The organism is Serratia bockelmannii, assembly GCF_051803255.1.
Classification (GTDB): domain Bacteria; phylum Pseudomonadota; class Gammaproteobacteria; order Enterobacterales; family Enterobacteriaceae; genus Serratia; species Serratia bockelmannii.
Genome location: NZ_CP196512.1, coordinates 4,736,730 through 4,761,447 on the forward strand (window position 1 = coordinate 4,736,730; position 24,718 = coordinate 4,761,447).

Genomic DNA, 24,718 nt, shown 5'->3' on the forward strand with positions numbered 1-24,718 from the left:
CACAAAAGGCACCCCGAGAGGTGCCTTTTTTCTTGCTGCAGGAAACCGTTACGCAGGCAGATAACTCAGCGCGATGCCGATAAACACCACCAGCCCGACATAGTTGTTCTGCAGGAAGGCCTTGAAGCAGGCTTCGCGCTCACGCCCGGCGATCTGCTTTTGCTGGTGAATGAACAGCGCGCCCGCCAGCAACAGCGACCAGTAAAACGCGCCGCCGAGCTGCGCCAGATAACCGACCCACACCAGCAGCAGCAGCGTCGCGAACTGCAGCAACCCGACGATCAGCTTGTCATAGCGCCCGAACAGGATAGCGGTAGATTTGATACCGATCTTCAGGTCATCGTCGCGGTCGACCATCGCATACAGCGTGTCGTAGGCCACCGTCCAGCAGATGTTGGCCAGCAGCAGCAGCCAGCAGCTGAGCGGCAGCGATTCGCTGACCGCCGCATAGCCCATCGGAATGCCCCAGCCGAACGCGGCACCCAGCACGAACTGCGGCAGGTTGGTCACCCGCTTCATAAACGGATACACCCAGGCTAGCGCCAGCGCCGCCAGCGACAGCCAGATGGTCATAGCGTTCAGCGTCAATACCAGGCAGAAGGAGATCAGCACCAGCACCACGAATAGCACCTTGGCCTCTTTCGCGCTCACCCGACCGCTCGGCATCGGCCGCCCGGCGGTGCGCTTTACGTAGCCGTCCACCGCGCGATCGGCGTAGTCATTCACCACGCAGCCGGCGGCGCGCATCAGGAACACGCCGAGCACGAACACCACCAGAATCGAGAGCGGCGGCACGCCTTTCCCGGCCAGCCACAGCGCCCACAGCGTCGGCCACAACAGCAACAGCGTGCCGATCGGTTTATCAATGCGCATCAAATGGCTGTAAGCCCGCCATTTACTTTGAGTCACGCTTCCCTCCAACGTCTTGCTCTCCTCTCTTTATGCGGGGACCGCTGAATACAGCGGCGAAGCCGGTAAAAACAGTTCGGTCAGCAACAGCGGCTTGCCCGCCAGCCGCAGCCGTGAACGACGCGCCCACAGCGCGTCCTGCCGGCCGATATGGATATAGTCGCGGGTCAGATCGCCGCTGCTGAACAGATAGCGCCCGAGCGGCAGCGTGCCCAGATCCACCAACGCCTGATCGGGGCCGGTCAGCGTATGTTCCGGGATCACCGTGCGCCCAAGCAGCCAGGGCTGGTCGTCGCCCAGCAGCACCACTTCGCGCAGCCAGTAGCGCGGGCTGTCGGGCAGGTGGTTCGCCTCGTCGCCCAGCGCCTCGCGCGTGACGAAGCATTCGCGCTGCGGTTCGACGCGCACCTGGGCGCAATGGCGTTCAAATCGGCGGGTCATGGAGCCTAACTCCATCAGCCAGTCGCTGACGGCGGCGGGCGCCGGAGGATCCTGTTCGGACAACCACTCCAGCGGCGGCAGGATGGAATCCCTGATGCCAGACATTGTTTTACTCCTCGCCTGAACCGCGGCCGGTGTGGCGCGCCAGGCGATACAAACTGTTAACAGGCCCCCATTGTAGCGCAGAAATGCGAAAGCGGCAGGCTGATTCGTGGCGAAAACGGCAGGCCTATCGGCCGGAAAAACCGGGGTTCTGTCATCTTTTTGCCATCCGCCTTCTCTATCTTCATTTCCCGGCGCGCTGACGATTCTGTGATCGCCCGCAAAGTTTCAGCTTCCTCGCGTTGTGTTATCTACGCGCGTAGATACCCTGATACAGCAGCGTTGAATCGCCATGCGTCCGACATGATTTGTCGGCACACCTTTGTTGCCGGCACCAGGGAAACCATCTTTAGCCGCGCCCCTCCAGGCGCAGAACAAAAGAGGATAGCACTGCCATGAGCGAAACAACGCTTGCCCCTTCACAGACCGCCGACGCCGCGCTGGCGGCCGATGAACGCCTGGCAACCAAAGAGGGGCGTAGCCAATTTTGGCGCGCCACCTTCTCTTGCTGGCTCGGTACCGCCATGGAATACGTCGACTTCGCGCTGTACGGCCTGGCGGCCGGCATGGTGTTCGGCGACGTGTTCTTTCCCGAAGCCACGCCGCTGGTGGCGCTGCTGGCCAGTTTCGCCACCTACTCCGTCGGCTTCGTCGCGCGGCCGATCGGCGCGCTGGTGTTCGGCTGGATCGGCGATCGCAAAGGCCGCCGCGTGGTGCTGATCACCACCGTGGCGCTGATGGGCCTCTCCACCACGCTGATCGGCCTGATCCCGTCCTATGCGCAAATCGGCGTCTGGGCGCCTACCTGCCTGGTGATCCTGCGCTTCGCGCAGGGGTTCGGCGCCGGTGCGGAACTGTCCGGCGGCGCGGTGATGCTGGCGGAATACGCGCCGGCCAAACGGCGCGGGCTGGTGGCGTCGATCATCGCCATTGGCTCGAACAGCGGCACTCTGCTGGCGTCGCTGGTATGGCTGCTGGTACTGCAGCTGGACAAGGAAGATCTGATGAGCTGGGGCTGGCGCATCCCGTTCCTCGCCAGCATTCTGATCGCCGGTGCGGCGCTGTACCTGCGTCGCCACGTGCGGGAAACGCCGGTCTTCGAACGCGAGCTGCAACAAAACCACCAGCGCATGCTGGACGCCGCCCAGGCCGCGCCGGATACGCGCAGCTACCTGCAGCGCACCAAGGCGTTCTGGGTGATGCTCGGCCTGCGCATCGGCGAAAACGGCCCTTCCTACCTGTGCCAGGGCTTTATCGTCGGCTATGTCGCCAAGGTGCTGATGGTCGATAAATCGGTGCCGGCGCTGGCGGTGTTGATCGCCTCGCTGTGCGGTTTTCTGGTGATCCCGCTGGCCGGCTGGCTGTCCGATCGCTTCGGCCGCCGCATCACCTACCGCTGGTTCTGCCTGCTGCTGGTGCTGTACGCTTTCCCGGCGTTCTGGCTGCTCGACAGCCGTGAACCGGCGATCGTCATCTCGGTGATCGTGGTCGGCATGTGCATCGCGTCGCTGGGGATCTTCGGCGTTCAGGCGGCCTACGGCGTCGAACTGTTCGGCGTGAAGAATCGCTACTCCAAGATGGCGTTCGCCAAAGAGCTCGGTTCGATCCTCTCCGGCGGCACCGCGCCGCTGATCGCCACCGCGCTGCTGTCCGGTTTCGGTCACTGGTGGCCTGTCGCCTGCTATTTTGTTGTAATGGCGGCCATCGGCTTAATCACCACCTTCTTTGCTCCCGAAACCCGCGGCCGCGATCTCAACCTGCCGCAGGATGCCGCGTAGCGAGAAGGCGAACAGGAACCCAATTTGGATAATCACTCCGCGCGACGCGTTACCCGCGCCGACGTGGCCCGCGTAGCGGGCACCTCCGTCGCCGTGGTCAGCTATGTGATCAACAACGGCCCACGCCCGGTGGCGGAAGCCACCCGGCTGCGCGTGCTGGCGGCGATCGAGCAGACCGGCTACCGGCCTAACGACATCGCGCGGGCATTGGCCTCCGGCAGCACGCAAACCTACGGGCTGGTGGTGCCGGATATTTCCAACCCGTTCTTCGCCACGCTGGCGCGGGCACTGCAGCAAGAGGCCTTCAGCCGCGGCCGCGTGCTGCTGCTGGGTGACGCCGGCGATGACCGGCAGCGTGAGTATGAGCTGATCAACAACCTGCTGCGCCGCCAGGTCGACGGCCTGCTGTACACCAGCGTCGATCGCCATCCGTGGTTCGAGCTGATCCGCGCCTCCGGCACGCCCTGCGTGATGATAGACACCATCGACAGCCAGGCCGGCGTCTGCGCCATCCGCGTCGACGAGCGCGACGCCGCCTGCCAGGCGACCCGCCATCTGCTGCAGCACGGCTATCGCGACATCGGCATTTTTATCGGCCCGCTGACCATGCTCAACGCGCAGGATCGCCTGAACGGCTGGCGCGATGCGCTGCTGGAGGCGGGCATTGCGCCGCGCGACGAGTGGATTTTCGAGGTGCCCTACACCCGCCAGGGCGGCTACCAGGCCACCCAGTGCCTGGTGCAAGGCCCACGCCCACGCGCCGTTTTCACCTCTAACGAACAGCAGGCGCTCGGCTGCCTGTCGGCGCTGGCAGAGCATGGGTTGCGCGCACCGGACGATCTGGCGCTGATTTGTTTTAACGGCACGCAGCAATCCGAATTCAGCGTGCCGCCGCTCAGCGCGGTCGAGCAGCCGATCGACGCCATGGCCAAGCGGGCCATCGCCATGCTGGCCGCCGGTGCCGCGCCCGCCGAGCTGCATGAATTCGCTTTTCAACTGCGCATCCGCCATTCATGCGGCTGTTAGCGGGTTTTCAGGACACCTTATATGCGTTTAATCATTGATTGCGATCCCGGCAATGGCGTCCCCGGCGCCAACGTCGACGACGGGCTGGCGCTGGCCCTGGCGCTGGCGGCCAAACCGCAGCTGCAGCTGGAGCTGATCAGCATCGTGGCCGGCAACACCCCGCGCGAAGTGGGCTTCGCCGTCGCCACCGATCTGCTGGCGCAGAGCGGCTATCAGGTTCCTGTCGCCCTCGGCGCGGCGCGCGCCCTGAGTGAGCCGCCGGAGCCGTGGCGCGCGCATCTGGACCGCCCGATCGCCGATCCCAAGCTGGCAGCGCTGTGGCGCGACTTGCCCGCGCCCTCACTCGCCAACGCGCCCGCACCGGACGCCGCCATCGCCATCGGCGAGCTGATCTGCCGCCATCCCGGCGAGATCACGCTGGCGGCGATCGGCCCGCTGACCAACGTTGCGCACGCCATGCAGCTTTACCCGCAGATGGCGCAGGCGGTGAAAGAGATCGTAATCATGGGTGGCGTATTCAACGTCGACGGGTACATCAAGGACACCAATTTCGGCCTGGATCCGGAAGCGGCACGGCTGGTGCTGAACAGCGGCGCCGCTATCACGCTGGCGCCGCTGGATGTCACCACCCAGACCATGCTGACCCAGGCGGATCTGGCCGCGTTGACGCAGCCGGACACGCCGCTGTGCCGCTATTTGCGCGCCACCACGCAGCCGTGGATCGACTATTCGCGCCATACGCGGCGCCTGCCGGGCTGCTGGATCCATGATGCGCTGGTGATCGCCTGGCTGCTGGAACCGCAGTTGGTCACGACCGAAATGTTCCATGTGGATGTGGCGCTGGAAGGGGCGTTGACGCGCGGCAGCTCACGCCGTTGGCGGCCGGACAGCCTACGCCTGACGGTCGGCATGCCGCCGCCGCAGGGCAAGCCAGTGCGCATCATGCAGCAGGTCGATAACGCCCGTCTACTGGCGTTGATCGGCGCAACGCTGGCGCGCGGATGAAAAAAGGTGCGCCAAGGCGCACCAATCATCGAGCCAGCATCGGCAGCGCTGGGTGTTACCCCTTGCCTTTAACGCTGCTGATAAACGTTTTACGCGCAGTGGTCGAGCCCAACTTCTCGGCCTCATTCATCAGTTTCAGCGCCTTGTCGATATCGCCCGCCTTCACCGCCTGCTTGATGCCATTATTGAAGTAGCTTTCGGTATCGTTGAGCATCGGCTCCGCCGGTTTCTCCGGGGTCGGTGCCGGCGCCGCCACAGCGGCCGGTGCGGTTGATCCTACCACCACCGGCGCCACGGTCGGCGCAGGCTGCAGCATACCGATCATCACGTTGCCGGTGCCCTGTTCCGCGGTCACCTTGAGCTTCAGGGTGCCGCTCGTCGCGTGGCCGGCGATTGGATCCGGGATATCCGGCACCGCGTTGCCCACGCCCTGCGCATAGGCCTTGGCCGGATTGGTCAACTGCGTGGTTTTCGCCAAGTCCTGCCGAGTGGTGTACACCAGCAGGTAAATCTGTTTTTGACCAAGCGCCGGCGTCAGTTTCAACGTGCCTTCGAGGCGATCGGAGGACATTGCTCCCGGCGGCTGGTAAGGGAAATAGCTGCTCGGGTAATACGCCGCCGGGCGCAGATGCTCGTCCAGCACCAGCACGCTCGGCGCGTACAGCGAATTGTTTTTAGCGAGGCTGCTCAGCGTCACCTCCAGCGAGCCGCGATCGGCCGGCAGCGTATAGGCGGCGATCGCCCCCTGGATCTCGCCCTGATTGAGCTGCGGGCTGACGGCGTCGAGCTTCACTTCTTGCGACACCGGCGGCTGCAGCGGCTGCCACGGCAGGCTTTGCAGCGTGGCGGCGCTGATGGCCGGCGCGACGGAAACGTTAGCCGGCGTCTCGGCGTTGGCCGCCAGAGGCGCGCCGACGGTCAGCGCCAGCGACAGGCAGAGTGACAGCAGATTCTTTTTCATCGTTATATCCTCTTTCAGCGCCGCGGCGGATCAGGCAAGAGATCCGGCCGCGGCGAATGCGGTTGGGAGAGAGCCGGCGGCCCTCCCCGTCCTGTCGTCGTTACCACCAAATTTCCATCTGGGCGCCGAAGGTGACTTCGTCATCCTTGCCGCGGCTGAAGGTATGCATGCTGGTGTCGTTGTAAGCGGTGCCGGCGTTATACCCGGTGTCATCGCCGGTGGCGTAGCCCCACTTCTCGTCCCACTTGGCGTAGGTGGCGAACAGGCGGATGGCCGGACGCGACCAGATGCTGTTGCCGGCCTGCCACTGCTGCGCCAGGGTCACTTTATACTGGCCGTTGCGATCGCCGGTGCGCTGGGATTTGACATTGTCATAGCCGGCTTCCAGCAGGGTGCTCATGATCGGCGTCCACTTGTACATCGGGCGCACGCCCACGGTGTACCAGGTGGTGCCGTTGTTGTTGTCGCGGTCGATGTCCTGGAACATGGCGACGTACATCAGTGCCCACTGATCGTTGAAGTCGATGGCGCCGTGATCCAACACGCGGATCATCTTGCCGTTGTTATCAATGGTGGCGCCTTCGTTGCGGCCGTTGTTCTGCGAGGTCATCGAGTCGGTGGCGTACTGCAGCACGAACTTGTTGTAACCGTTCAGGATACTCTGCGTGTGTTCGGCGGTGAACATCCAGCCGTCTTTGCTGGCGCCGTCGGCCAGGCGGTAGTTATCCTGCGCATTGGCGCGGCCGTAGTCCACGCCCAGCTCCAGGGTGCCGCCCGGGTTCAGCTCCAGCCCGGCCAAGCGCACGTCGAAGGTGTCGTTGACGGTTGGACGCTGTTTCCATTCGTTATCCAGGTAGCCGTAAGAGCCGCCGGACTCCGAGTTGCGGGTCACGGCAGCGGACAGCTTGCCGAAGCCCAGATCGATGTTTTCCAGACCGGCGCCCGGGCCGGAGATATCCCAGTAGTAGAAGTCGATCATGTGAACGTCATGACGCTGATAGAAGCGCTTACCGGCCCACAGCGTGGAGCCCGGCAGCCACTCGATCAGGTTTTTACCCTGCACGTTGACTTCGCGGAAGCCCGGGGTCACGTCTTCCCAGTCAGAACGCTGCGAGACCGAATAGGCCAGGTTAGTGTCGAAATAGAAGCTCTTGTCGCCTTCTTTCCACACTTCCTGCCCCAGTTTCAGTTCGGCGTAGGTTTCGCATTCGTTGCCGAGACGGTATTTACTCGCGGCGCCGGTGGCCTTGAAACACTGTTGCTCACCGCCGCTGCCGGTCCAGCCGATGCCGGAACGGGCGTAACCGTGGAAATCCACGGCCAGCGCCTGAGTAGAGAGAACACCGGCGGCGACAGCCAGTGCCAGAGGAAGTTTGCGCAGAGTAGTCATCATTATTCTCCTGTTATACCGACTTTGATGCTTTAAACGCCCGGCTCCTGGTGCAGCCGTTTACATGCCGTACCGTCTTCACGGAACAGGTGGCAGCGGTGAGGCGGCAGGCCGATGGCGAATGTGGCACCTTCTTCTACCAGCACCACGTCATTCTGGCGGTACACCAGGTTTTGACGGATGGCCGGGATTTGGATGTGGATTTGCGTCTCGTTGCCGAGCTGCTCCACCACCTGTACGTCGCCGGTAAGCCGCACTTCTGAGGCTTCGCCGGGCAGCAGATGTTCAGGGCGAATGCCCAGTGACAGGTTGGCGCCGGGTTGAACGCCCGCGCCTTCCACCGGCAGCCACACCAGCTGGCGGTTGGGCAGTTCGACCTGCACCTGTTGCGGCTCCGCCGCGGTCACCTTGACCGGCAGGAAGTTCATCTTCGGCGAGCCGATAAACCCGGCGACGAAGCGGTTGGCCGGGTAGTGATACAGTTCCAGCGGCTTGCCGACCTGCGCCACGCGACCGGCGTCGAGCACCACGATCTTGTCGGCCAGCGTCATCGCCTCGACCTGATCGTGGGTGACGTAAATCATGGTGCGCTGCAGGCGCTTGTGCAGACGGGAGATCTCGATGCGCATCTGCACCCGCAGCGCGGCGTCGAGGTTGGACAGCGGTTCGTCAAGCAGAAATACGTCCGGCTCGGCCACCAGCGTGCGGCCGATCGCCACGCGCTGACGCTGCCCGCCGGACAGCGCCTTCGGCCGCCGGTCGAGCAGGTGCGCCAGTTGCAGCACCTCGGAAACCTGGTTCACCCGTTGATTGATTTCCGCTTTCTTGGCGCCGGCCAGCTTCAGGCCGAACGACATGTTGTCCGCCACCGACAGGTGCGGATACAGCGCATAAGATTGGAACACCATGCCGATGCCGCGCTCGGAAGGCGGCACCTCATTCATACGTTTCTCGCCGATCAGCAGTTCGCCGGAGGTGATGTCCTCCAGCCCGGCGATCATGCGCAGCAGCGTCGATTTACCGCAGCCCGAAGGCCCGACAAACACCACAAACTCGCCGTCTTCGATGGTCAGATTGACGTCTTTGGAAATCACGGCCTCACCGAAGGCCTTATAAACGCTGCGCAGTGTCACGCTAGCCATGCGTTACTCCCCTGCTTTCGCAGTTAACATGTCGTGTGAAAATGGCGGAGGCAAAGCCCGCCAAAACCCATTGATGACCCTCTTGCTGCGCGCCGTGCTGCCATGCCAACGGCAAGGTCGCCTCAGACGGCGCGGCCGCCTGAGTATAAGGCTGCAGGTTTATCAGCGCTTCAAGGCATTGATCCTGATGGGTAATAAGTAAGCGCACCACGCCATCGCGCTGGCTGACTTCGTTCAGTTCGCCGTGTTGGATGAGCGGCGAACGACGCAGGGCCAACAGCGCCTGGCAGTAACGTAAGGTGGAGTGGCTGTCGTGCTGTTGGCGGCTGATGGCCAATGCGCGGTGTTCGATCGCCACCTGTTGATACCAGCTGATTTCGCCGGCGGTGACCTGTTCGGGGGCTTCGTGCCACGGCATCGGCGTTTGCGCGCCGCGCGGATCTTGCAGGCCGGCGGCATGCGGCAGCCCCAGCTCCTCGCCCTGATACAGGCAGATTGGCGCCGGTAGCATCGCCAGCAGCGTCAGAAAGGCGGCGGCGGAACGCAGGTCGCCCTGCCCCCAGCGGCTGACCACCCGGGGCTGATCGGCGTCCCCGGTGCTCCACAGGCTGTCCGCCAATGTGGTACGACGGGCGTGCAGCACCGCCACCAGCGTCTCCGCGCTGAACGGCATCACGTCCAGCGCCAGCGCACCGTGGGCGAACCGCCGCGGCGCGACGGCATTGCGAACGCGGTTGGCTTCATCGCCGTACCACAGCGTCAGCCCTTCGCCCGTCACCGTCGCCTCGGCCCCCGGCGCCAGCGTCTGCGGCAGCAACAGGCCGTCGATCGACAGCGCTTTCAGATACGGCAGCGCCGCCAGCATGCCGTGCGCGTCGCCCACGCCGTCCCCGTTTCCGTCACGGAAACTGGCCGGATGGATCCGGTACAGGGTGGGCTGAGTAGCGATAGGCATTGACGACATAAATCCGGTATCCCTGCTGCGCGTGGCGTTGAAAATCAATGGGCCGATAGTGCGGGAGTCGCCGGAAAGGGTAATCATCCGTAACAAGATTTTTCATGGGGGAGGAGGCGGGAGGATGAGAGAACGACCGCGGCGATGAGAAGTTCCGCGCTTAAGGCAATTCTGTGATCCGGCTGGCAAAAATCGCCCCCCCATTTTGTGCCTGACGCCACAGAATAGAGCGCAACGTTAACTGGATCACACTCCTCATCTCAGGGGCGTAGAGGGGGGAGGATGAGAATATGTCGCGTTGTGACCCACTATTACCGCGAAACGTCTCTCCTTGATTTATGTGCCCACAAAAAGAAGGACTGGATTATGACTCGCAGCATTACCCTCGCCCGCACGCTGGCGCTCTCGGCACTGGCCACCCTGGTGCTCTCTTCTTCCGCCTTCGCCAAGATCGAGGAAGGCAAACTGGTTATCTGGATCAACGGCGACAAGGGCTATAACGGCCTGGCCGAAGTCGGCAAGAAATTCGAAAAAGACACCGGCATCAAAGTCACCGTCGAGCACCCGGACAAGCTGGAAGAGAAATACCCGCAGGTGGCCGCCACCGGTGACGGCCCTGACATCATCTTCTGGGCCCACGACCGCTTCGGCGGCTATGCGCAGTCCGGCCTGTTGGCCGAAATCCACCCGTCCAAAGCCTTCCAGGACAAGCTGTTCCCGTTCACCTGGGACGCCGTGCGCTATGACGGCAAGCTGATCGGCTACCCGATCGCCGTCGAGGCGCTGTCGCTGATTTATAACAAAGACCTGGTCAAACAGCCGCCGAAGACCTGGGAAGAAATCCCGGCGCTGGACAAACAGCTGCGCGCCAACGGCAAGAGCGCCATCATGTGGAACCTGCAGGAACCCTACTTCACCTGGCCTATCATCGCCGCCGACGGCGGTTATGCCTTCAAGTATGAAAACGGCAAATACAACATCAAGGATGTCGGCGTCGCCAACGCCGGTTCGCAGGCCGGTCTGCAGTTCATCGTCGATCTGGTGAAAAACAAACACATCAACGCCGATACCGACTACTCGATCGCCGAAGCCGCGTTCAACAAAGGCCAGACCGCGATGACCATCAACGGGCCGTGGGCCTGGAACAACATCGAGCAGAGCAAAATCAACTACGGCGTGACGCTGCTGCCGACCTTCAAAGGCAAGCCGTCCAAGCCGTTCGTCGGCGTGCTAACCGCCGGCATCAACGCCGCCAGCCCGAATAAAGAGCTGGCGACCGAGTTCCTCGAGAACTACCTGCTGACCAACGAAGGGCTGGCGGACGTCAACAAAGACAAACCGCTGGGCGCGGTGGCGCTGAAGTCCTACCAGGAAGCGCTGGCCAAAGATCCGAAGATCGCCGCCACCATGCAGAACTCGCAAAACGGGGAAATCATGCCGAACATCCCGCAGATGAGCGCCTTCTGGTACGCCGAACGCAGCGCGGTGATCAACGCCGTCAGCGGCCGTCAGACGGTGAAAGCCGCGCTGGACGACGTGCAGACCCGTATCACCAAGTAACGACGTCGTGCGGGGTGCCACGGTGCCCCGCCGTTGCTTCACAGAAAGGAACGCCCTATGCAATTCGCTCACGCCGGGACGCCCGCGCGTAAAAAATCGAAGTGGTGGCAAAGCGACGCGCTGAAATGGCTGGTGGTCGGCCTGTTCAGCCTGGTGACCTGCTACCTGATTGTGTTGATGTATGCACAGGGTGAATACCTGTTCGCCATCCTGACGCTAATCCTGGTCAGCGCCGGGCTTTACGTCTTCGCCAACCGCCGCGCCTACGCCTGGCGCTATGTGTATCCCGGCGTCGCCGGCATGGGGCTGTTCGTCCTGTTCCCGCTGATTTGCACCATCGCCATCGCTTTCACCAACTACAGCAGCACCAACCAGCTGACTTTTGAACGCGCGCAATCGGTGCTGATGCAGCGCCAGTTCCAGAGCGGCCAAACCTTTACCTTTGGCCTCTACCCGGCGGAAAACCAGCAGTGGCGCCTGCAGCTGACGCCACCGGACAGTGAACAGCCGCTGATCTCCGAGCCTTTCCGCCTCGACGCCGCCGCGCCGCAAACCCTGAAACTGACGGCGCAGAACGCCGCGCCGCAGGGCGAACGCGCCACGCTGCGGGTGATTACCCAGAACCGGCAGGCGCTGAGCCAGCTGGTGGCGCAACTGCCCGACGGCGGGGAATTGCGCATGAGCTCCCTGCGCCAGTTCTCCGGCACCCGCCCGCTGTATGCGCTGGACAAAGACGGCAGCACGCTGACCAACAACCAGACCCAGGTACGCTACCGGCCAAACGGCGACACCGGCTTCTATCAGGCGATCAACGCCGACGGCGGCTGGGCGCAGGAAACCCTGAGCCCGGGTTATACCGTCACCACCGGCTGGAAAAACTTCCTGCGGGTGCTGCAGGACGAGGGCATTAAGAAACCGTTCGTGTCGATCTTCATCTGGACCATCGTGTTCTCGGTGATGACGGTGATCCTCACCGTGGCGGTCGGCATGGTGCTGGCCTGCGTGGTGCAGTGGGAGGCGCTGAAAGGCAAGGCGATCTACCGCGTGCTGCTGATCCTGCCCTATGCGGTGCCGTCATTCATCTCGATCCTGATCTTCAAAGGCTTGTTCAACCAAAGCTTCGGCGAGATCAACATGATGCTCAGCCATCTATTCGGCATCAAACCGGCCTGGTTCAGCGATCCGCTCACCGCCAAGAGCATGATCCTGATCGTCAACACCTGGCTCGGCTACCCCTACATGATGATCCTGTGCATGGGGCTGCTGAAGGCGATCCCGGACGATCTGTACGAAGCCTCGGCGATGGACGGCGCCAACCCGTGGCAAAACTTCTTCCGCATCACCTTACCGCTGCTGATCAAGCCGCTGACGCCGCTGATGATCGCCAGCTTCGCCTTCAACTTTAACAACTTCGTGCTGATCCAACTGCTGACCAACGGCGGCCCGGACATGATCGGCACCACCACGCCGGCCGGCTATACCGATCTGCTGGTCAGCTACACCTACCGCATCGCCTTCGAAGGCGGCGGCGGGCAAGACTTCGGGCTGGCGGCCGCCATCGCCACGCTGATCTTCCTGTTGGTGGGCGCGCTGGCGATCCTGAATTTAAAAGCCAGCAAGATGAACTTCGATTAGGGAGAATAACGATGGCCATGGTTCAACCCAAATCCCAGCGCCTGCGCCTGTGGATCACCCATATATTGATGCTGTGCTTTATCGCCCTGATCATGTTCCCGCTGCTGATGGTGGTCGCCATCTCGCTGCGCGCCGGCAACTTCGCCACCGGCAGCCTGATACCGGAAACCCTCTCCTGGGATCACTGGCGGCTGGCGCTCGGCTTCAGCGTCACCCACGCCGACGGCAGCGTGACGCCGCCGCCGTTCCCGGTGCTGCTGTGGCTGTGGAACTCCATCAAGATCGCGGCGATCACCGCCATCGGCATCGTGACGCTGTCCACCACCTGCGCCTACGCCTTCGCCCGTATGCGCTTTCGCGGCAAGAGCACGTTGCTGAAAAGCATGCTGATCTTCCAGATGTTCCCGGCAGTGTTGTCGCTGGTGGCGCTGTACGCCCTGTTCGATCGCCTGGGCCAGTACATTCCGTTTATCGGCCTGAACACCCACGGCGGCGTGATCTTCGCCTACATGGGCGGCATCGCGCTGCACGTCTGGACCATCAAGGGCTATTTCGAAACCATCGACAACTCGCTGGAAGAAGCGGCAGCGCTGGACGGCGCCACGCCGTGGCAGGCATTCCGTCTGGTGCTGCTGCCGCTGTCGGTACCGATTCTGGCGGTGGTGTTCATTCTGTCGTTTATCGCCGCCATCACCGAAGTGCCGGTCGCGTCGCTGCTGCTGCGCGATGTGAACAGCTACACGCTGGCGGTGGGGATGCAGCAATATCTCAACCCGCAGAACTACCTGTGGGGCGATTTCGCCGCCGCCGCGGTGCTGTCGGCGATACCGATTACCGCCGTGTTCCTGCTGGCGCAGCGCTGGCTGGTGGGCGGCCTGACGGCCGGCGGCGTGAAGGGGTAATTTGTGCCACTGCAGTGCGTTTGATGTTTTTCCTTATCTTTTACCCTATGGATTTCAAGTTACAGCTAGGCGACCAGCTCGCTAAGCCCAGGCGCTTACTTCAGTAAGTAACTGGGGTTAGCGAGTGCAGTCAACAACGCTGTCGCTTGAAAGACGACGGGTAATTATATCCTGTGTCTTTGGCGGCCTTTGGCCGCCATTTTTATCGCTACTCCCGTTTCAGCCGGTCGGTATTGGCCAGATAGAGCGTCACCACCAGCACCAATATCGCCGCGGCGTAGATCAGGGTATCGATGGGGTTTTTGTGGTCCACGATAATCAAACGAATAATCGCGGTAATGCCAATGTAAATAAAATAGCGCAACGGGAAATGATAACCCGACTCAAAATACTTGACGATCAAGGCGATAAATTCAAAGTACAGGAAATAAATCACGATACCTTCAATCAACAGGTAAGAAGACGACTCTTCGCTGTTGATAAATAACACCTTCGCCAGATGGATGGTTTCCTTGACCAGAAACACCACCAGAATTGCCGCCAGCAGCAACAAGCCCACGTTCAGCACTCGCTGCAGTCCTTTCGCTATCATTATCGAACGCGACGTTTTTGCCATAAAACCTCTCTCTGAATACCGCTTATATGATTCAACCGTGCCAATATAGGCATTGTCTTAAAAATTATGCCCCGCGCGAAAGCACTTTAAACCCCATTTAATTCATAAAGTTATAATAAGATGTTTCTGGCTTATAGATTTGTAGCAAATCGAAATGTCAACTATCATGGGTCACAGAGATCTTTACATAAAACCAATAACCTCGAATTAACAAGGGAATTCTTTATGCGCGCTAAACTTAACGGACTGGTCGCTGCGGGCCTGTTTACCTGTGCATTGTCCGGCCACGCCGCCGGCCTGGTAGCCCCTGACAACGATCTGCGTAACGATCTCGCCTGGTTGTCTGACCGCGGCGTTATCAACGTCAGCCTGTCCACCTGGCCGCTGAGTCAAGAAGAGATCAGTTCCGTTATCGCGCAGGCCAAGCCGGTGACCAACACTGAGAAAAACGTCATTGACCGCGTACAACGTCGTGTCGATGCCCTGAAAGCCAACATCCGCGTCAGCGGTTACGCGTCGACCGATAAACCCGGCACCCCGCAGGGCTTCGGCCAAAACGAGTACGCCGACGATCGCCTGACCATCGGCGCCGGCGCCAACGGCGAGTTCTGGGACGTGCGTCTGCAGGGCTCGGTGGAAGGCGATCAGCGCGTCAGCGACGGTTCCAAATTCAATATGAACGGCTCCTACGGCGCGGTGAAAATCTGGAATCAGTGGCTCTCCTTCGGCGAGGTTTCCCAGTGGTGGGGACCGGGTTACGACGGCAGCCTGATCCGCTCCGACGCCGCGCGCCCGGTGGCCGGCTTTATGCTGCAGCGCGCCGACCAATCACCGTTTGAAACCCCGTGGCTGTCGTGGATCGGCCGCTGGCAATATCAATTGTCCGCCGGCCAGCTGTCGCAGTACAGTTCTGTACCGCACACCAAACTGATCGGCGGCCGTTTCACCATGATGCCGACTGACTTCCTGGAATTGGGGGCGTCGCGTATCATGATGTGGGGTGGTGAAGGCCGTCCGCAGTCATGGAGCTCGTTCTGGGATGGATTTACCGGCAAAGATAACGATGATTCAGGTAAAGGCAACGATCCGGGCAACCAGCTCGCCGGTTTCGACTTCAAGCTGAAAATGCAGCCGCTGATCGGCCTGCCGGTTAGCCTGTACGGTCAGTTGGTGGGTGAAGATGAGGCGGGCTATCTGCCGTCGCAAAATACCTATCTGCTCGGTCTGGAAGGCCACCCGGAATGGGGCCCGACCACCATCAACTGGTATATCGAAGGGTCAGACACCCGTTCGGATATGAGCCGTAAAAACTATGTGTACACTCACTACACTTACAAAGGCGGCTACTACCAACAGGGTTACCCGCTGGGGCATGCGATGGGCGGCGACGGCCAGATGTTGTCCGGCCGCGTCGAGCTAGTGCTGGACGACAGCCAGCGTTGGAGCACCCGCGTAGTTTACGCCAAGGTGAACCCGCTGAGCCAAAGCATTAACCAGGCCTTCCCAAAATCCGATACGCTGAAGGGCATTCAGGTCGGCTGGGGTTACACCTTCCCGTCTCAGGTTAAGTTTGATACCAGCCTGTGGTACACCGACAACGATCACAGCACCGCCGATGACGTGGGCGCGGGCGTCAGCTTCGAAGTGCCAATCAATCTGTAACTTTCGCAGACGTAAAAAAACCCGCCGCGGCGGGTTTTTTATTGGCTTCAGATCAGGCGATTAGCGCCATTCCTTGAAGCGGTTGATCAGCGCATTGGTCGAGCTGTCGTGACTGCTGATTTTCTCGCTGCCCGCCAGCTCCGGCAGGATGCGGTTAGCCAGCTGTTTGCCCAGCTCCACGCCCCACTGATCGAAGGTGAAGATGTTCAGGATCGCGCCCTGAGTAAAGATCTTGTGCTCGTACAGCGCGATCAGGCTACCCAGGCTGAACGGGGTGATTTCACGCAGCAGGATCGAGTTGGTCGGACGGTTGCCTTCAAACACTTTGAACGGCGCCACGTGTTTAACCTGCTCAGGGGTTTTACCCTGCGCCGCGAACTCCGCCTCCACCACTTCCAGCGACTTGCCGAACGCCAGGGCCTCGGTCTGCGCGAAGAAGTTGGACAGCAGTTTGGCGTGGTGATCGCCCAGCGGGTTATGGCTGATGGCCGGCGCGATGAAATCGCACGGCACCAGCTTGGTGCCCTGGTGGATCAACTGGTAGAACGCATGCTGGCCGTTGGTGCCCGGCTCGCCCCAGATGATAGGGCCGGTCTGGTAATCCACCGGATTGCCGTTGCGGTCGACGTACTTGCCGTTGGATTCCATGTTGCCCTGCTGGAAGTAAGCGGCAAAACGGTGCATGTACTGATCGTACGGCAGAATGGCTTCGGTTTCGGCGCCGAAGAAGTTGTTGTACCAGATACCGATCAGCGCCAACAGCACCGGCAGGTTTTTCTCCGCCGGCGTTTCGGCGAAGTGCTTGTCCATGGCGTGCGCGCCGCTCAGCAACTGCTCGAAGTTGTCGTAACCGATGGACAGCGCAATCGACAGACCGATCGCCGACCACAGGGAGTAACGGCCCCCTACCCAGTCCCAGAACTCGAACATGTTGTCGGTATCGATGCCGAACTCGGCCACCGCTTTGCCGTTGGTGGACAACGCAGCGAAGTGCTTGGCCACGTGCTGTTGATCGGCGGCGCTGCTCAGGAACCAGTCGCGCGCGCTGTGGGCGTTGGTCATGGTTTCCTGAGTAGTGAAGGTTTTGGACGCCACCAGGAACAGCGTAGTTTCCGGATTCAGCGGCTGCAGCGTTTCGGCGATGTGGGTACCGTCAACGTTGGAGACGAAGTGCATGTTCAGGTGGTTTTTATACGGGCGCAGCGCTTCGGTCACCATGTAAGGGCCGAGATCCGAACCGCCGATGCCGATGTTCACCACGTCGGTAATCGGCTTGCCGGTGTAGCCTTTCCACTCGCCGCCGATGACGCGCGCGCAGAACTGTTTGATCTTGGCCAGCACCGCGTTCACTTCCGGCATCACGTCTTTGCCGTCGACCAGGATCGGGCTGTTGCTGCGATTGCGCAGGGCAATATGCAGCACCGCGCGATCTTCGGTGCGGTTGATCTTCTCACCGGCGAACATCGATTTGATGGCGCCTTGCAGATCGGTTTCTTTCGCCAGCGCCTGCAGCTTCTCCAGGGTTTCCTGCGTGATGCGATTCTTGGAATAGTCCACCAACATTTGATCGTTGAAGGTCGCGGAGAACCTGGAGAAACGATCGCTGTCCTCGGCGAACAGGTCGGCGATCCGTACGTCTTTCATCTGTGCATAATGTTGCTGCAGGGCTTGCCAAGCAGCGGTTTGACTAGGATTGATATTTTTCATAGCAACACTCTTAGGCTTGAGAATAAAAATGACGCGTTTGTCCGATTGTAGCCTGTTCGACTGTGATTATGATCGCTTTTCTTGCGATAGGCGCTAACTGTCAACGCATTGCCGCCTCGTTTCAGCTTTCACTCTATACTTTTGGCTAACGGCCTGTTATCGGGGTTGCCGAATTGTCATCAGGCTGTGTCATCGTTACTTATTTCGTCATTTGAAAGGGATCTCGCTTATGGAATTATCCGCCCCGCTTATGTTGGTGCTTATCGGCCTGGCGTCGCTGCTGGCGCAGTGGCTGGCCTGGCTGCTGCGTCTGCCGGCCATTTTGCCGTTGCTGCTGTTCGGCATCGTGCTCGGCCCGACGGTGCATCTGGTGCAGCCGGATCTGCTGTTCGGCGATCTGCTGTTTCCACTGGTGTCGCTGTCGGTGGCGATCATCCTGTTCGAGGGGGCGCTGACGCTGCGCTTCGAGGAGATACGCGGCCTCGGCGGCGTGGTGCGTAATCTGGTCACCGTCGGCATGCTGGTCACCTTTCTGGTCATCAGCCTCGCCAGCTGGTGGTTGCTGGATTTCCCGCCGGAGCTGGCGGCGCTGATCGGCGCGGTGACGGTGGTGACCGGGCCGACGGTGATCGCTCCGCTGATGCGCGTGGTGCGACCGAACGCCAACATTAACCAGGTGTTGCGTTGGGAAGGGATCGTCATCGATCCGGTTGGCGCCATCTTCACCCTGCTGGTGTTCGAGTTCATCGTACTGAAGCAGAATGCGGAGTCCTATACCCACCTGTTTTGGACGCTGGGCGTGACTGCCGCCGTCGGCCTTATCGCCGGCGCGCTGTTCGGCTACCTGCTCGGCCTGGCGCTGCGCCGCGTCTGGCTGCCACGCTACCTGCAGAACCTGGCGGTGCTGGCGATCATGCTGACCGCCTTCGGCGTTTCCAACGCCATCGCCGACGAATCCGGCCTGTTGACCGTCACGGTGATGGGCATCTGGCTGGCCAACATGCGCGACGTCGATACCAGCGATATTCTGGCGTTCAAAGAAGAACTGTCGGCGATCCTGATCTCGGCGCTGTTCATCATTCTGGCGGCGCGGCTCGACATCCAGGCGCTGTGGAATATGGGCTGGCCGCTGCTCCTGCTGCTGCTGGCGGTGCAGTTTATCGCCCGGCCGCTGTGCATCGCGGTCTCGACCTGGCGCTCTTCCCTGCACTGGCGCGATCGGCTGCTGCTGTGCTGGATCGCCCCGCGCGGCATCGTGGCCGCGGCGGTCAGCTCGCTGTTCGCGCTGACGCTGCAGCGCAGCGGCTATCAGGGCGCCGACCGGCTGGTGACCGTGGTGTTCGCCATCATCATCGGTACCGTGGTGTTGCAAAGCCTGACCAGCGGCATGATGGCGCGCTGGCTGCGGGTGCAGCAGCAAAAGCCGCGCGGCGTACTGATCGTCGGCGCCAACAGCGTGGCGCGCATGCTGGCACAGGCGCTGATCAAGCTGAACGTGCCGGTGATAGTCACCGACAGCAGTTGGGAATACTACCGTCAGGCGCGTATGGACGGCATTCCGGCCTATTATGGCCACGCCTACTCCGAACACGCCGAGAACTACCTCGATCTGAGCAATATCGCCCAGGTGTTGGCGCTGTCGCCCAATCGCCACCAGAACGCGCTGGCGGTCTACCACTTCGGCCATCTCTTCGGCGAGGATCACGTGTTTGCCATCCGTTCGGGGGCGCCGCTGAAAGGGCGCGGTGCCAGCGCGGAAAGTTCGCGTTTCCGCCGGCATGAAATTTTATTTAATCAGGAAGCCACCTACGGCCGCCTGAGCAGCCTGCTCGCCAGGGGGGCCACCATCAAAGCAACCAAATTGAATGAAAATTTCGGTTGGCTGGAGTATTTGGAGAAACATCAGGGCGTTATCCCGTTATTCAGCCAAAAGGAGGACGGTTCTCTGCACCCGATTGGCGCCGGTTCCACGCCCACGATGCCCTGTACGCTTATCGCGCTGGTACAAGATGAAAATCCCTCACCGTCTGTACGTTGACAGAATGGCGATAACCGGCTATTCCTAACAGCCTACTTGCGCACCCGGTGCGCAAGCCAGAAGAGGCGCGTCGCCCAGGTAGAGTGTCAGAGGAGCCGTTTCTCCGTTGACGGCACCCGAGGGGGAGCGACGCCGAGGTACGATAATGGCCGGCCATTATCGTATCGACTACAGGGGCTGAATCCCCTGGGTTGTCACCAGGGGATCGCCCACAGGGCGATCGACAAGGTGGGGCGCTTCTGGGTGTATCGTAGCCTGACCTCTACGCCTGCCCCCTGTTTACCGCTCTCCCCTTGTGCCAAGGCTATGGAATTACAGTGCCCCCAAACGGGCATCCCTGACACGAGGTTTCTACATGAACCAAGCAGTACCCCAGAATTCCACCGTGGTAGCCAAGTTCGGCGGCACCAGCGTCGCCGACTTTGAAGCCATGAACCGCAGCGCCGACGTCGTGCTGGCCAACCCGCAGGTCCGCCTGGTGGTGTTGTCCGCCTCGGCGGGCGTCACCAACCTGTTGGTCGCCCTGGCCGAAGGCTGCGAGGCCGACAAGCGCAACTACCAGCTTGATGAAATTCGTCGCATCCAGTACGCCATCCTCGATCGCCTCGCGGCGCCTGCGGTGATCCGCGACGAGATAGACCGCCTGCTGGAAAACATCGCCATGCTGTCGGAGGCCGCGTCGCTGGCCACCTCGACGGCGTTGACCGACGAGCTGGTCAGCCATGGGGAGCTGATGTCCACCCTGCTGTTCGTGGAAATCCTGCGCGCCCGCAACGTGCAGGCCGAATGGTTCGACGTGCGTAAAGTGATGCGCACTGACGATCACTTTGGCCGCGCCGTGCCGGACAGCGCCGCGCTCAGCGAACTGGCCCGGACGCAGTTGCAGCCGCGCCTGCAGAAAGCGCTGGTGGTCACCCAGGGCTTTATCGGCAGCGAGCCGAAAGGCCGCACTACCACGCTCGGCCGCGGCGGCAGCGACTATACCGCCGCGCTGCTCGGCGAGGCGCTCGGCGCTGGCCGGGTAGATATCTGGACCGACGTGCCGGGCATCTACACCACCGATCCGCGGGTGGTGCCGGCGGCCAAGCGCATCGACAAAATCGGTTTCGAAGAGGCGGCGGAAATGGCCACCTTCGGCGCCAAAGTGCTGCATCCGGCCACCCTGCTGCCGGCGGTGCGCAGCGACATTCCGGTGTTCGTCGGCTCCAGCAAGGATCCGGCGGCCGGCGGCACGCTGGTGTGCAACACCACCGAGAATCCGCCGCTGTTCCGCGCGCTGGCGCTGCGCCGCAAGCAAACGCTGCTGACGCTGCACAGCCTGAACATGCTGCACGCGCGCGGTTTCCTGGCCGAGGTGTTCAACATCCTGGCGCGCCATAATGTCTCCGTCGATCTGATCACCACTTCGGAAGTCAGCATCGCGCTGACCATGGACACCACCGGCGCCACCTCCGTCGGCGGCAGCCTGCTGACCACCTCACTGCTGACCGAACTGTCGTCGCTGTGCCGGGTGGAAGTGGAGGAAAACCTGGCGCTGGTGGCGATCATCGGTAACCAGCTGTCGCGCGCCTGCGGCGTGGGCAAAGAGGTGTTCGGCGTGCTCGATCCGTTCAATATCCGCCTGATCTGCTACGGCGCCAGCAGCTATAACCTGTGCTTCCTGGTGCCGGGCGAAGAAGCCGAACAGGTGGTGCGTACCCTGCATCACAACCTGTTCGAATAAGTCATTATCCCTGATTGCGGGCGCAGCATGCTGCGCCCCTGCGTCTAAAAAATCCGTTCAAAACCTGCAGGGGTTCAGCCTGTTGAACCCGCAAAAAACACAACCACCCCCATCGTTCTCAATCTGGCTAAGGAAAAACTGCATGTTGGCTCTACTCACGCGTCTCTTCCCCCTGTGGGCGATACTGCTGTCCGTCGCCGCCTATTACACGCCGACCACCTTTACCGGCATCGGCCCCTACGTCAGCCCGCTGCTGATGCTGATCATGTTCGCCATGGGCGTCACGCTGCGACTGGACGACTTCAAACGCGTGCTGGCGCGCCCCGGCCCGGTGGCGGCCGGCATCTTCCTGCACTATCTGATCATGCCGCTGGCGGCCTGGATCCTGGCGATGCTGTTTCGCATGCCGCCGGATCTGTCCGCCGGCATGGTGCTGGTGGGCAGCGTGGCCAGCGGCACCGCCTCCAACGTGATGATCTATCTGGCCAAGGGCGACGTGGCGCTGTCGGTGACCATCTCGGCGGTCTCAACGCTGGTGGGGGTGTTCGCCACGCCGCTGCTGACCCGCCTGTACGTCGACGCCGAGATCAGCGTCGATATCATGGGCATGCTGTTAAGCATTCTGCAGATCGTGGTGATCCCGATCGGCCTGGGCCTGATCGTCCACCATACCCTGACCAAAACGGTGAAGCGCATCGAGCCGCTGCTGCCGGCGCTGTCGATGGTGTGCATTCTGGCCATCATCAGCGCGGTGGTGGCGGGCAGCCAAAGCCATATCGCCTCGGTCGGTCTGGTGGTGATCGTCGCGGTGATCCTGCACAACGGCATCGGCCTGCTGAGCGGCTACTGGGGCGGCAAACTGTTCGGCTTCGACGAGTCCACCTGCCGCACGCTGGCGATCGAAGTCGGGATGCAGAACTCCGGGCTGGCAGCCACGTTGGGCAAAATCTATTTCTCGCCGCTGGCCGCGCTGCCGGGCGCGCTGTTCTCGGTCTGGCACAACCTCTCCGGTTCGCTGCTGGCAGGGTATTGGTCCGGCCGCCCTATCAAGAAAAAATAAACCGCCTGTCGGGACGCAAACAATTGCGTCCCGTTTCTTCCCTGCGAAATTTCGTATTTCCCACTGGTCGGATTGTCATAATTTCCCTCATCCCCTATCATCCGTGAAAAATAAAAATTCAGATTCTTCCTATCCATGCCGATAATGTTGGCAAGAGGAAGAGACGTTCTACTTTTTTTAATTAATTAAGTCACCAGGGTTGCCCGCCACAAAAGAAGCAGCCTAATTATTATTTAGATATATACCCACCGTCTTATTTGCTGCGGCAAATCAAGATACCTCGCAATGTGCATGTCGCTCATTATTTCGGGCCGGCCCTCGGCCGCCCGTGGTTAACCTCATGGATTGGGCTGGCTGCCCCGGCGGCCTCTCATAATGGATTACAATGATAAAAAAAATCACCGCCTTGACGCTGTTGGTCAGCACGGCCCTTTCCGCCGAAACCCTGCCGGATGCCCACATGATGCGGGATATGTCGATGGGCGAGTCGCGCCGCGCGCTGCAAGACAGCACGCGTGAAGTCAACCAGTTGATTGAGCAACGCCGTTACCAGCAGCTGAAGCAGCAACGCCTGCTGGCGGAGCCGGAGCCGGCCGCGCCCGCCCTGCCGCAGTCCGCGCAGTGCCTGCCGATCGCCGGCGTTTATCTGCAGGGCGTCACCCTGCTCTCGCCGAGCGATTTATCCGCCCTGAGCGCGTTGCCGGAACAGTGCATCAGCAGCAACGATATCAATCGCCTGACCCGTGAATTAACGCGTCTTTATGTGCAAAAGGGCTATATCACCGCGCGCGTGCAAATTGTTCGCCCTAATTCACAAGGAGAATTGGGGTTAAGCGTCACCGAAGGATTTATCGAGAAAATAGAAGGCGGCGATCGCTGGGTCAACAGTCGTTTATTATTTCCGGGGCTGGAAGGCAAGCCGTTGAAATTAACCGAACTCGACCAGGGATTGGATCAGGCCAACCGTTTGCAATCGAATACCACCAAGCTGGATATATTGCCCGGCCATCAGGTTGGCGGTTCGGTTATTCGTTTGCGCAACCAGCATGCCAAGCCCTGGCTGATTACCGCCGGCACGGATAATTACGGCCAAAAAAGCACCGGCCAGTGGCTGGCACGTGCCACCGCCACGCTGGACAGCCCGTTCGGCCTGTCGGACTTCGTCAGCCTGAACGCCAACAGCACGCTGGAAAACCCGGCTCACCGCTATAATCGCGCCTATACCCTGCTCTATTCGCTGCCGTACGGCGCGTTCACCTTCAGCGGGTTCGCCAGCTTCTCGTCCTATGAGAACCACCAGCAGCTGCCGCACAACGTGGTCAAACTGCACGGCCAGACCCAACAGTACGGTCTGCGCAGCGACTACGTGTTTTACCGCGATCACGATCAGATAGACAGCCTGAGCGGCCAGTTGACCTACAAGCGCATCGACAACTACTTCGAAAGCGTGCGCCTCGAGGTCAGCAGCCCCACGCTGACCCTGGCCGAGCTGAGCGCCAGCCACCTGCAGATTCTGCCCAACGGGGTGTTCAGCGCCAACCTCAGCGTCGAACAGGGCCTGCCATGGCTGGGCGCCGATCGCCACCCGAGCTCGGTGCACCTCGACAGCCAGTTCACCAAAGGCAAGCTGTTCGCCAACCTCAGCCAGCGTCTCAAGCTGGGTGACGCCACCTATCAGCTCAACAACCTGTTCTATGGCCAGTACAGCCGCGACCCGCTGCCCGGCGTGGAGTGGCTGAGCCTCACCGATCGCAGCGCCGTACGCGGCTTCAGCCGCAGTACCCAGTCCGGCGACAACGGCTGGTATCTGCAGAATACGCTGTCGCGCAGCTTCAATTTAGGCGCCGCCACGCTGACGCCGCGCCTTGGCGCCGACGTCGGCCGCATTTTGCCGCGTCAGGATAACTCGGGCTGGCGCAGCAGCGCCGGGCTGAGCAGCGGCGCCACGTTACGCTACCGCCAGGCGCTGGTCGATCTGGAGGTCAGCCGCGGCTGGATCTTGTCGAACCACGCCACGCCCGAGGATCCGGTTCAGGTGCTGGCGCGCTTTTCTTACACCTTTTAATCAGCAGTTTTGCAGGACCCCACGGCAATATACGGAGATAC

19 protein-coding genes and 1 riboswitch are annotated in these 24,718 nt (G+C 61.2%); of the genes, 11 read left to right on the forward strand and 8 right to left on the reverse strand.

The window, feature by feature from the left end; translation table 11 throughout:
- Positions 1-48 precede the first annotated feature (48 nt).
- Positions 49-921, reverse strand: a complete 873-nt coding sequence (ubiA, locus tag ACSJLU_RS22505; RefSeq protein ID WP_025304455.1) for a 4-hydroxybenzoate octaprenyltransferase — start codon at positions 919-921, stop codon at positions 49-51.
- A gap of 18 nt (positions 922-939) precedes the next feature.
- On the reverse strand, positions 940-1,455 hold the full coding sequence (gene ubiC / locus ACSJLU_RS22510) for a chorismate lyase (RefSeq protein WP_033651214.1): 516 nt from the start codon (positions 1,453-1,455) through the stop codon (positions 940-942).
- A gap of 392 nt (positions 1,456-1,847) precedes the next feature.
- Between ubiC and ACSJLU_RS22515 the strand changes: the two genes are divergently transcribed.
- From ACSJLU_RS22515 to ACSJLU_RS22525, 3 genes are read left to right on the forward strand one after another with little or no spacing between them, the layout of a single operon-like run.
- On the forward strand, positions 1,848-3,230 hold the full coding sequence (locus ACSJLU_RS22515) for an MFS transporter (protein ID WP_025304457.1): 1,383 nt from the start codon (positions 1,848-1,850) through the stop codon (positions 3,228-3,230).
- Between the two features lie 24 nt (positions 3,231-3,254).
- Positions 3,255-4,256, forward strand: a complete 1,002-nt coding sequence (locus ACSJLU_RS22520; protein ID WP_025304458.1) for a LacI family DNA-binding transcriptional regulator — start codon at positions 3,255-3,257, stop codon at positions 4,254-4,256.
- A 21-nt stretch (positions 4,257-4,277) separates the two neighbouring features.
- A complete protein-coding gene (locus ACSJLU_RS22525; protein ID WP_043139664.1) occupies positions 4,278-5,261 on the forward strand; it encodes a nucleoside hydrolase in 984 nt (327 codons plus the stop codon).
- 55 nt (positions 5,262-5,316) lie between these two features.
- On the opposite strand, the gene malM is transcribed toward ACSJLU_RS22525, so the two are convergent.
- The 4 genes from malM to ACSJLU_RS22545 form a co-directional block, all read right to left on the reverse strand.
- Positions 5,317-6,222, reverse strand: coding sequence for a maltose operon protein MalM (gene malM, locus ACSJLU_RS22530; RefSeq protein WP_025304460.1), 906 nt, complete (start codon positions 6,220-6,222; stop codon positions 5,317-5,319).
- A 100-nt stretch (positions 6,223-6,322) separates the two neighbouring features.
- Positions 6,323-7,612: a maltoporin gene (locus ACSJLU_RS22535; protein WP_025304461.1), complete on the reverse strand. Its 1,290-nt coding sequence runs from the start codon at positions 7,610-7,612 to the stop codon at positions 6,323-6,325.
- A 32-nt stretch (positions 7,613-7,644) separates the two neighbouring features.
- Positions 7,645-8,754 (reverse strand): maltose/maltodextrin ABC transporter ATP-binding protein MalK, encoded by a 1,110-nt coding sequence (gene malK, locus ACSJLU_RS22540; protein ID WP_025304462.1) that lies wholly within the window; start codon positions 8,752-8,754, stop codon positions 7,645-7,647.
- Positions 8,747-9,718, reverse strand: coding sequence for an alpha-amylase family glycosyl hydrolase (locus ACSJLU_RS22545; RefSeq protein ID WP_049296322.1), 972 nt, complete (start codon positions 9,716-9,718; stop codon positions 8,747-8,749). Before ACSJLU_RS22545 ends, malK begins: the two co-directional genes overlap by 8 nt.
- A 357-nt stretch (positions 9,719-10,075) precedes the next feature.
- Between ACSJLU_RS22545 and malE the strand changes: the two genes are divergently transcribed.
- Genes malE through malG form a run of 3 tightly spaced genes read left to right on the forward strand, consistent with a single transcriptional unit; the run spans position 10,076 to position 13,806 of the window.
- Positions 10,076-11,269, forward strand: coding sequence for a maltose/maltodextrin ABC transporter substrate-binding protein MalE (malE, locus tag ACSJLU_RS22550; RefSeq protein ID WP_025304464.1), 1,194 nt, complete (start codon positions 10,076-10,078; stop codon positions 11,267-11,269).
- 57 nt (positions 11,270-11,326) lie between these two features.
- Positions 11,327-12,904 (forward strand): maltose ABC transporter permease MalF, encoded by a 1,578-nt coding sequence (malF, locus tag ACSJLU_RS22555; RefSeq protein WP_025304465.1) that lies wholly within the window; start codon positions 11,327-11,329, stop codon positions 12,902-12,904.
- Between the two features lie 11 nt (positions 12,905-12,915).
- A complete protein-coding gene (gene malG / locus ACSJLU_RS22560) occupies positions 12,916-13,806 on the forward strand; it encodes a maltose ABC transporter permease MalG (protein WP_025304466.1) in 891 nt (296 codons plus the stop codon).
- 208 nt (positions 13,807-14,014) lie between these two features.
- Here the strand turns inward: malG and psiE are convergent, their stop codons facing one another.
- A complete protein-coding gene (psiE, locus tag ACSJLU_RS22565) occupies positions 14,015-14,422 on the reverse strand; it encodes a phosphate-starvation-inducible protein PsiE (RefSeq protein ID WP_015379238.1) in 408 nt (135 codons plus the stop codon).
- A 225-nt stretch (positions 14,423-14,647) separates the two neighbouring features.
- Between psiE and ACSJLU_RS22570 the strand changes: the two genes are divergently transcribed.
- On the forward strand, positions 14,648-16,084 hold the full coding sequence (locus ACSJLU_RS22570) for a capsule assembly Wzi family protein (protein WP_025304467.1): 1,437 nt from the start codon (positions 14,648-14,650) through the stop codon (positions 16,082-16,084).
- Between the two features lie 60 nt (positions 16,085-16,144).
- Here the strand turns inward: ACSJLU_RS22570 and pgi are convergent, their stop codons facing one another.
- A complete protein-coding gene (pgi, locus tag ACSJLU_RS22575) occupies positions 16,145-17,791 on the reverse strand; it encodes a glucose-6-phosphate isomerase (RefSeq protein ID WP_004936690.1) in 1,647 nt (548 codons plus the stop codon).
- A gap of 229 nt (positions 17,792-18,020) precedes the next feature.
- On the opposite strand from pgi, the gene ACSJLU_RS22580 reads away from it, so the two are divergent.
- The 4 genes from ACSJLU_RS22580 (at position 18,021) to ACSJLU_RS22595 (ending at position 24,677) form a co-directional block, all read left to right on the forward strand.
- A complete protein-coding gene (locus tag ACSJLU_RS22580; protein WP_025304469.1) occupies positions 18,021-19,829 on the forward strand; it encodes a cation:proton antiporter in 1,809 nt (602 codons plus the stop codon).
- A 52-nt stretch (positions 19,830-19,881) separates the two neighbouring features.
- A riboswitch (Lysine riboswitch) is annotated at positions 19,882-20,076 on the forward strand.
- Positions 20,077-20,184: 108 nt separating this feature from the next.
- Entirely contained in the window at positions 20,185-21,552 is a 1,368-nt protein-coding gene (lysC, locus tag ACSJLU_RS22585; RefSeq protein ID WP_164067762.1) for a lysine-sensitive aspartokinase 3, read from the forward strand.
- A gap of 142 nt (positions 21,553-21,694) precedes the next feature.
- Positions 21,695-22,612 (forward strand): ketopantoate/pantoate/pantothenate transporter PanS, encoded by a 918-nt coding sequence (gene panS / locus ACSJLU_RS22590; RefSeq protein ID WP_025304471.1) that lies wholly within the window; start codon positions 21,695-21,697, stop codon positions 22,610-22,612.
- Positions 22,613-22,997: 385 nt separating this feature from the next.
- A complete protein-coding gene (locus ACSJLU_RS22595; RefSeq protein ID WP_043139641.1) occupies positions 22,998-24,677 on the forward strand; it encodes a ShlB/FhaC/HecB family hemolysin secretion/activation protein in 1,680 nt (559 codons plus the stop codon).
- The last annotated feature ends 41 nt before the right edge of the window (positions 24,678-24,718 follow it).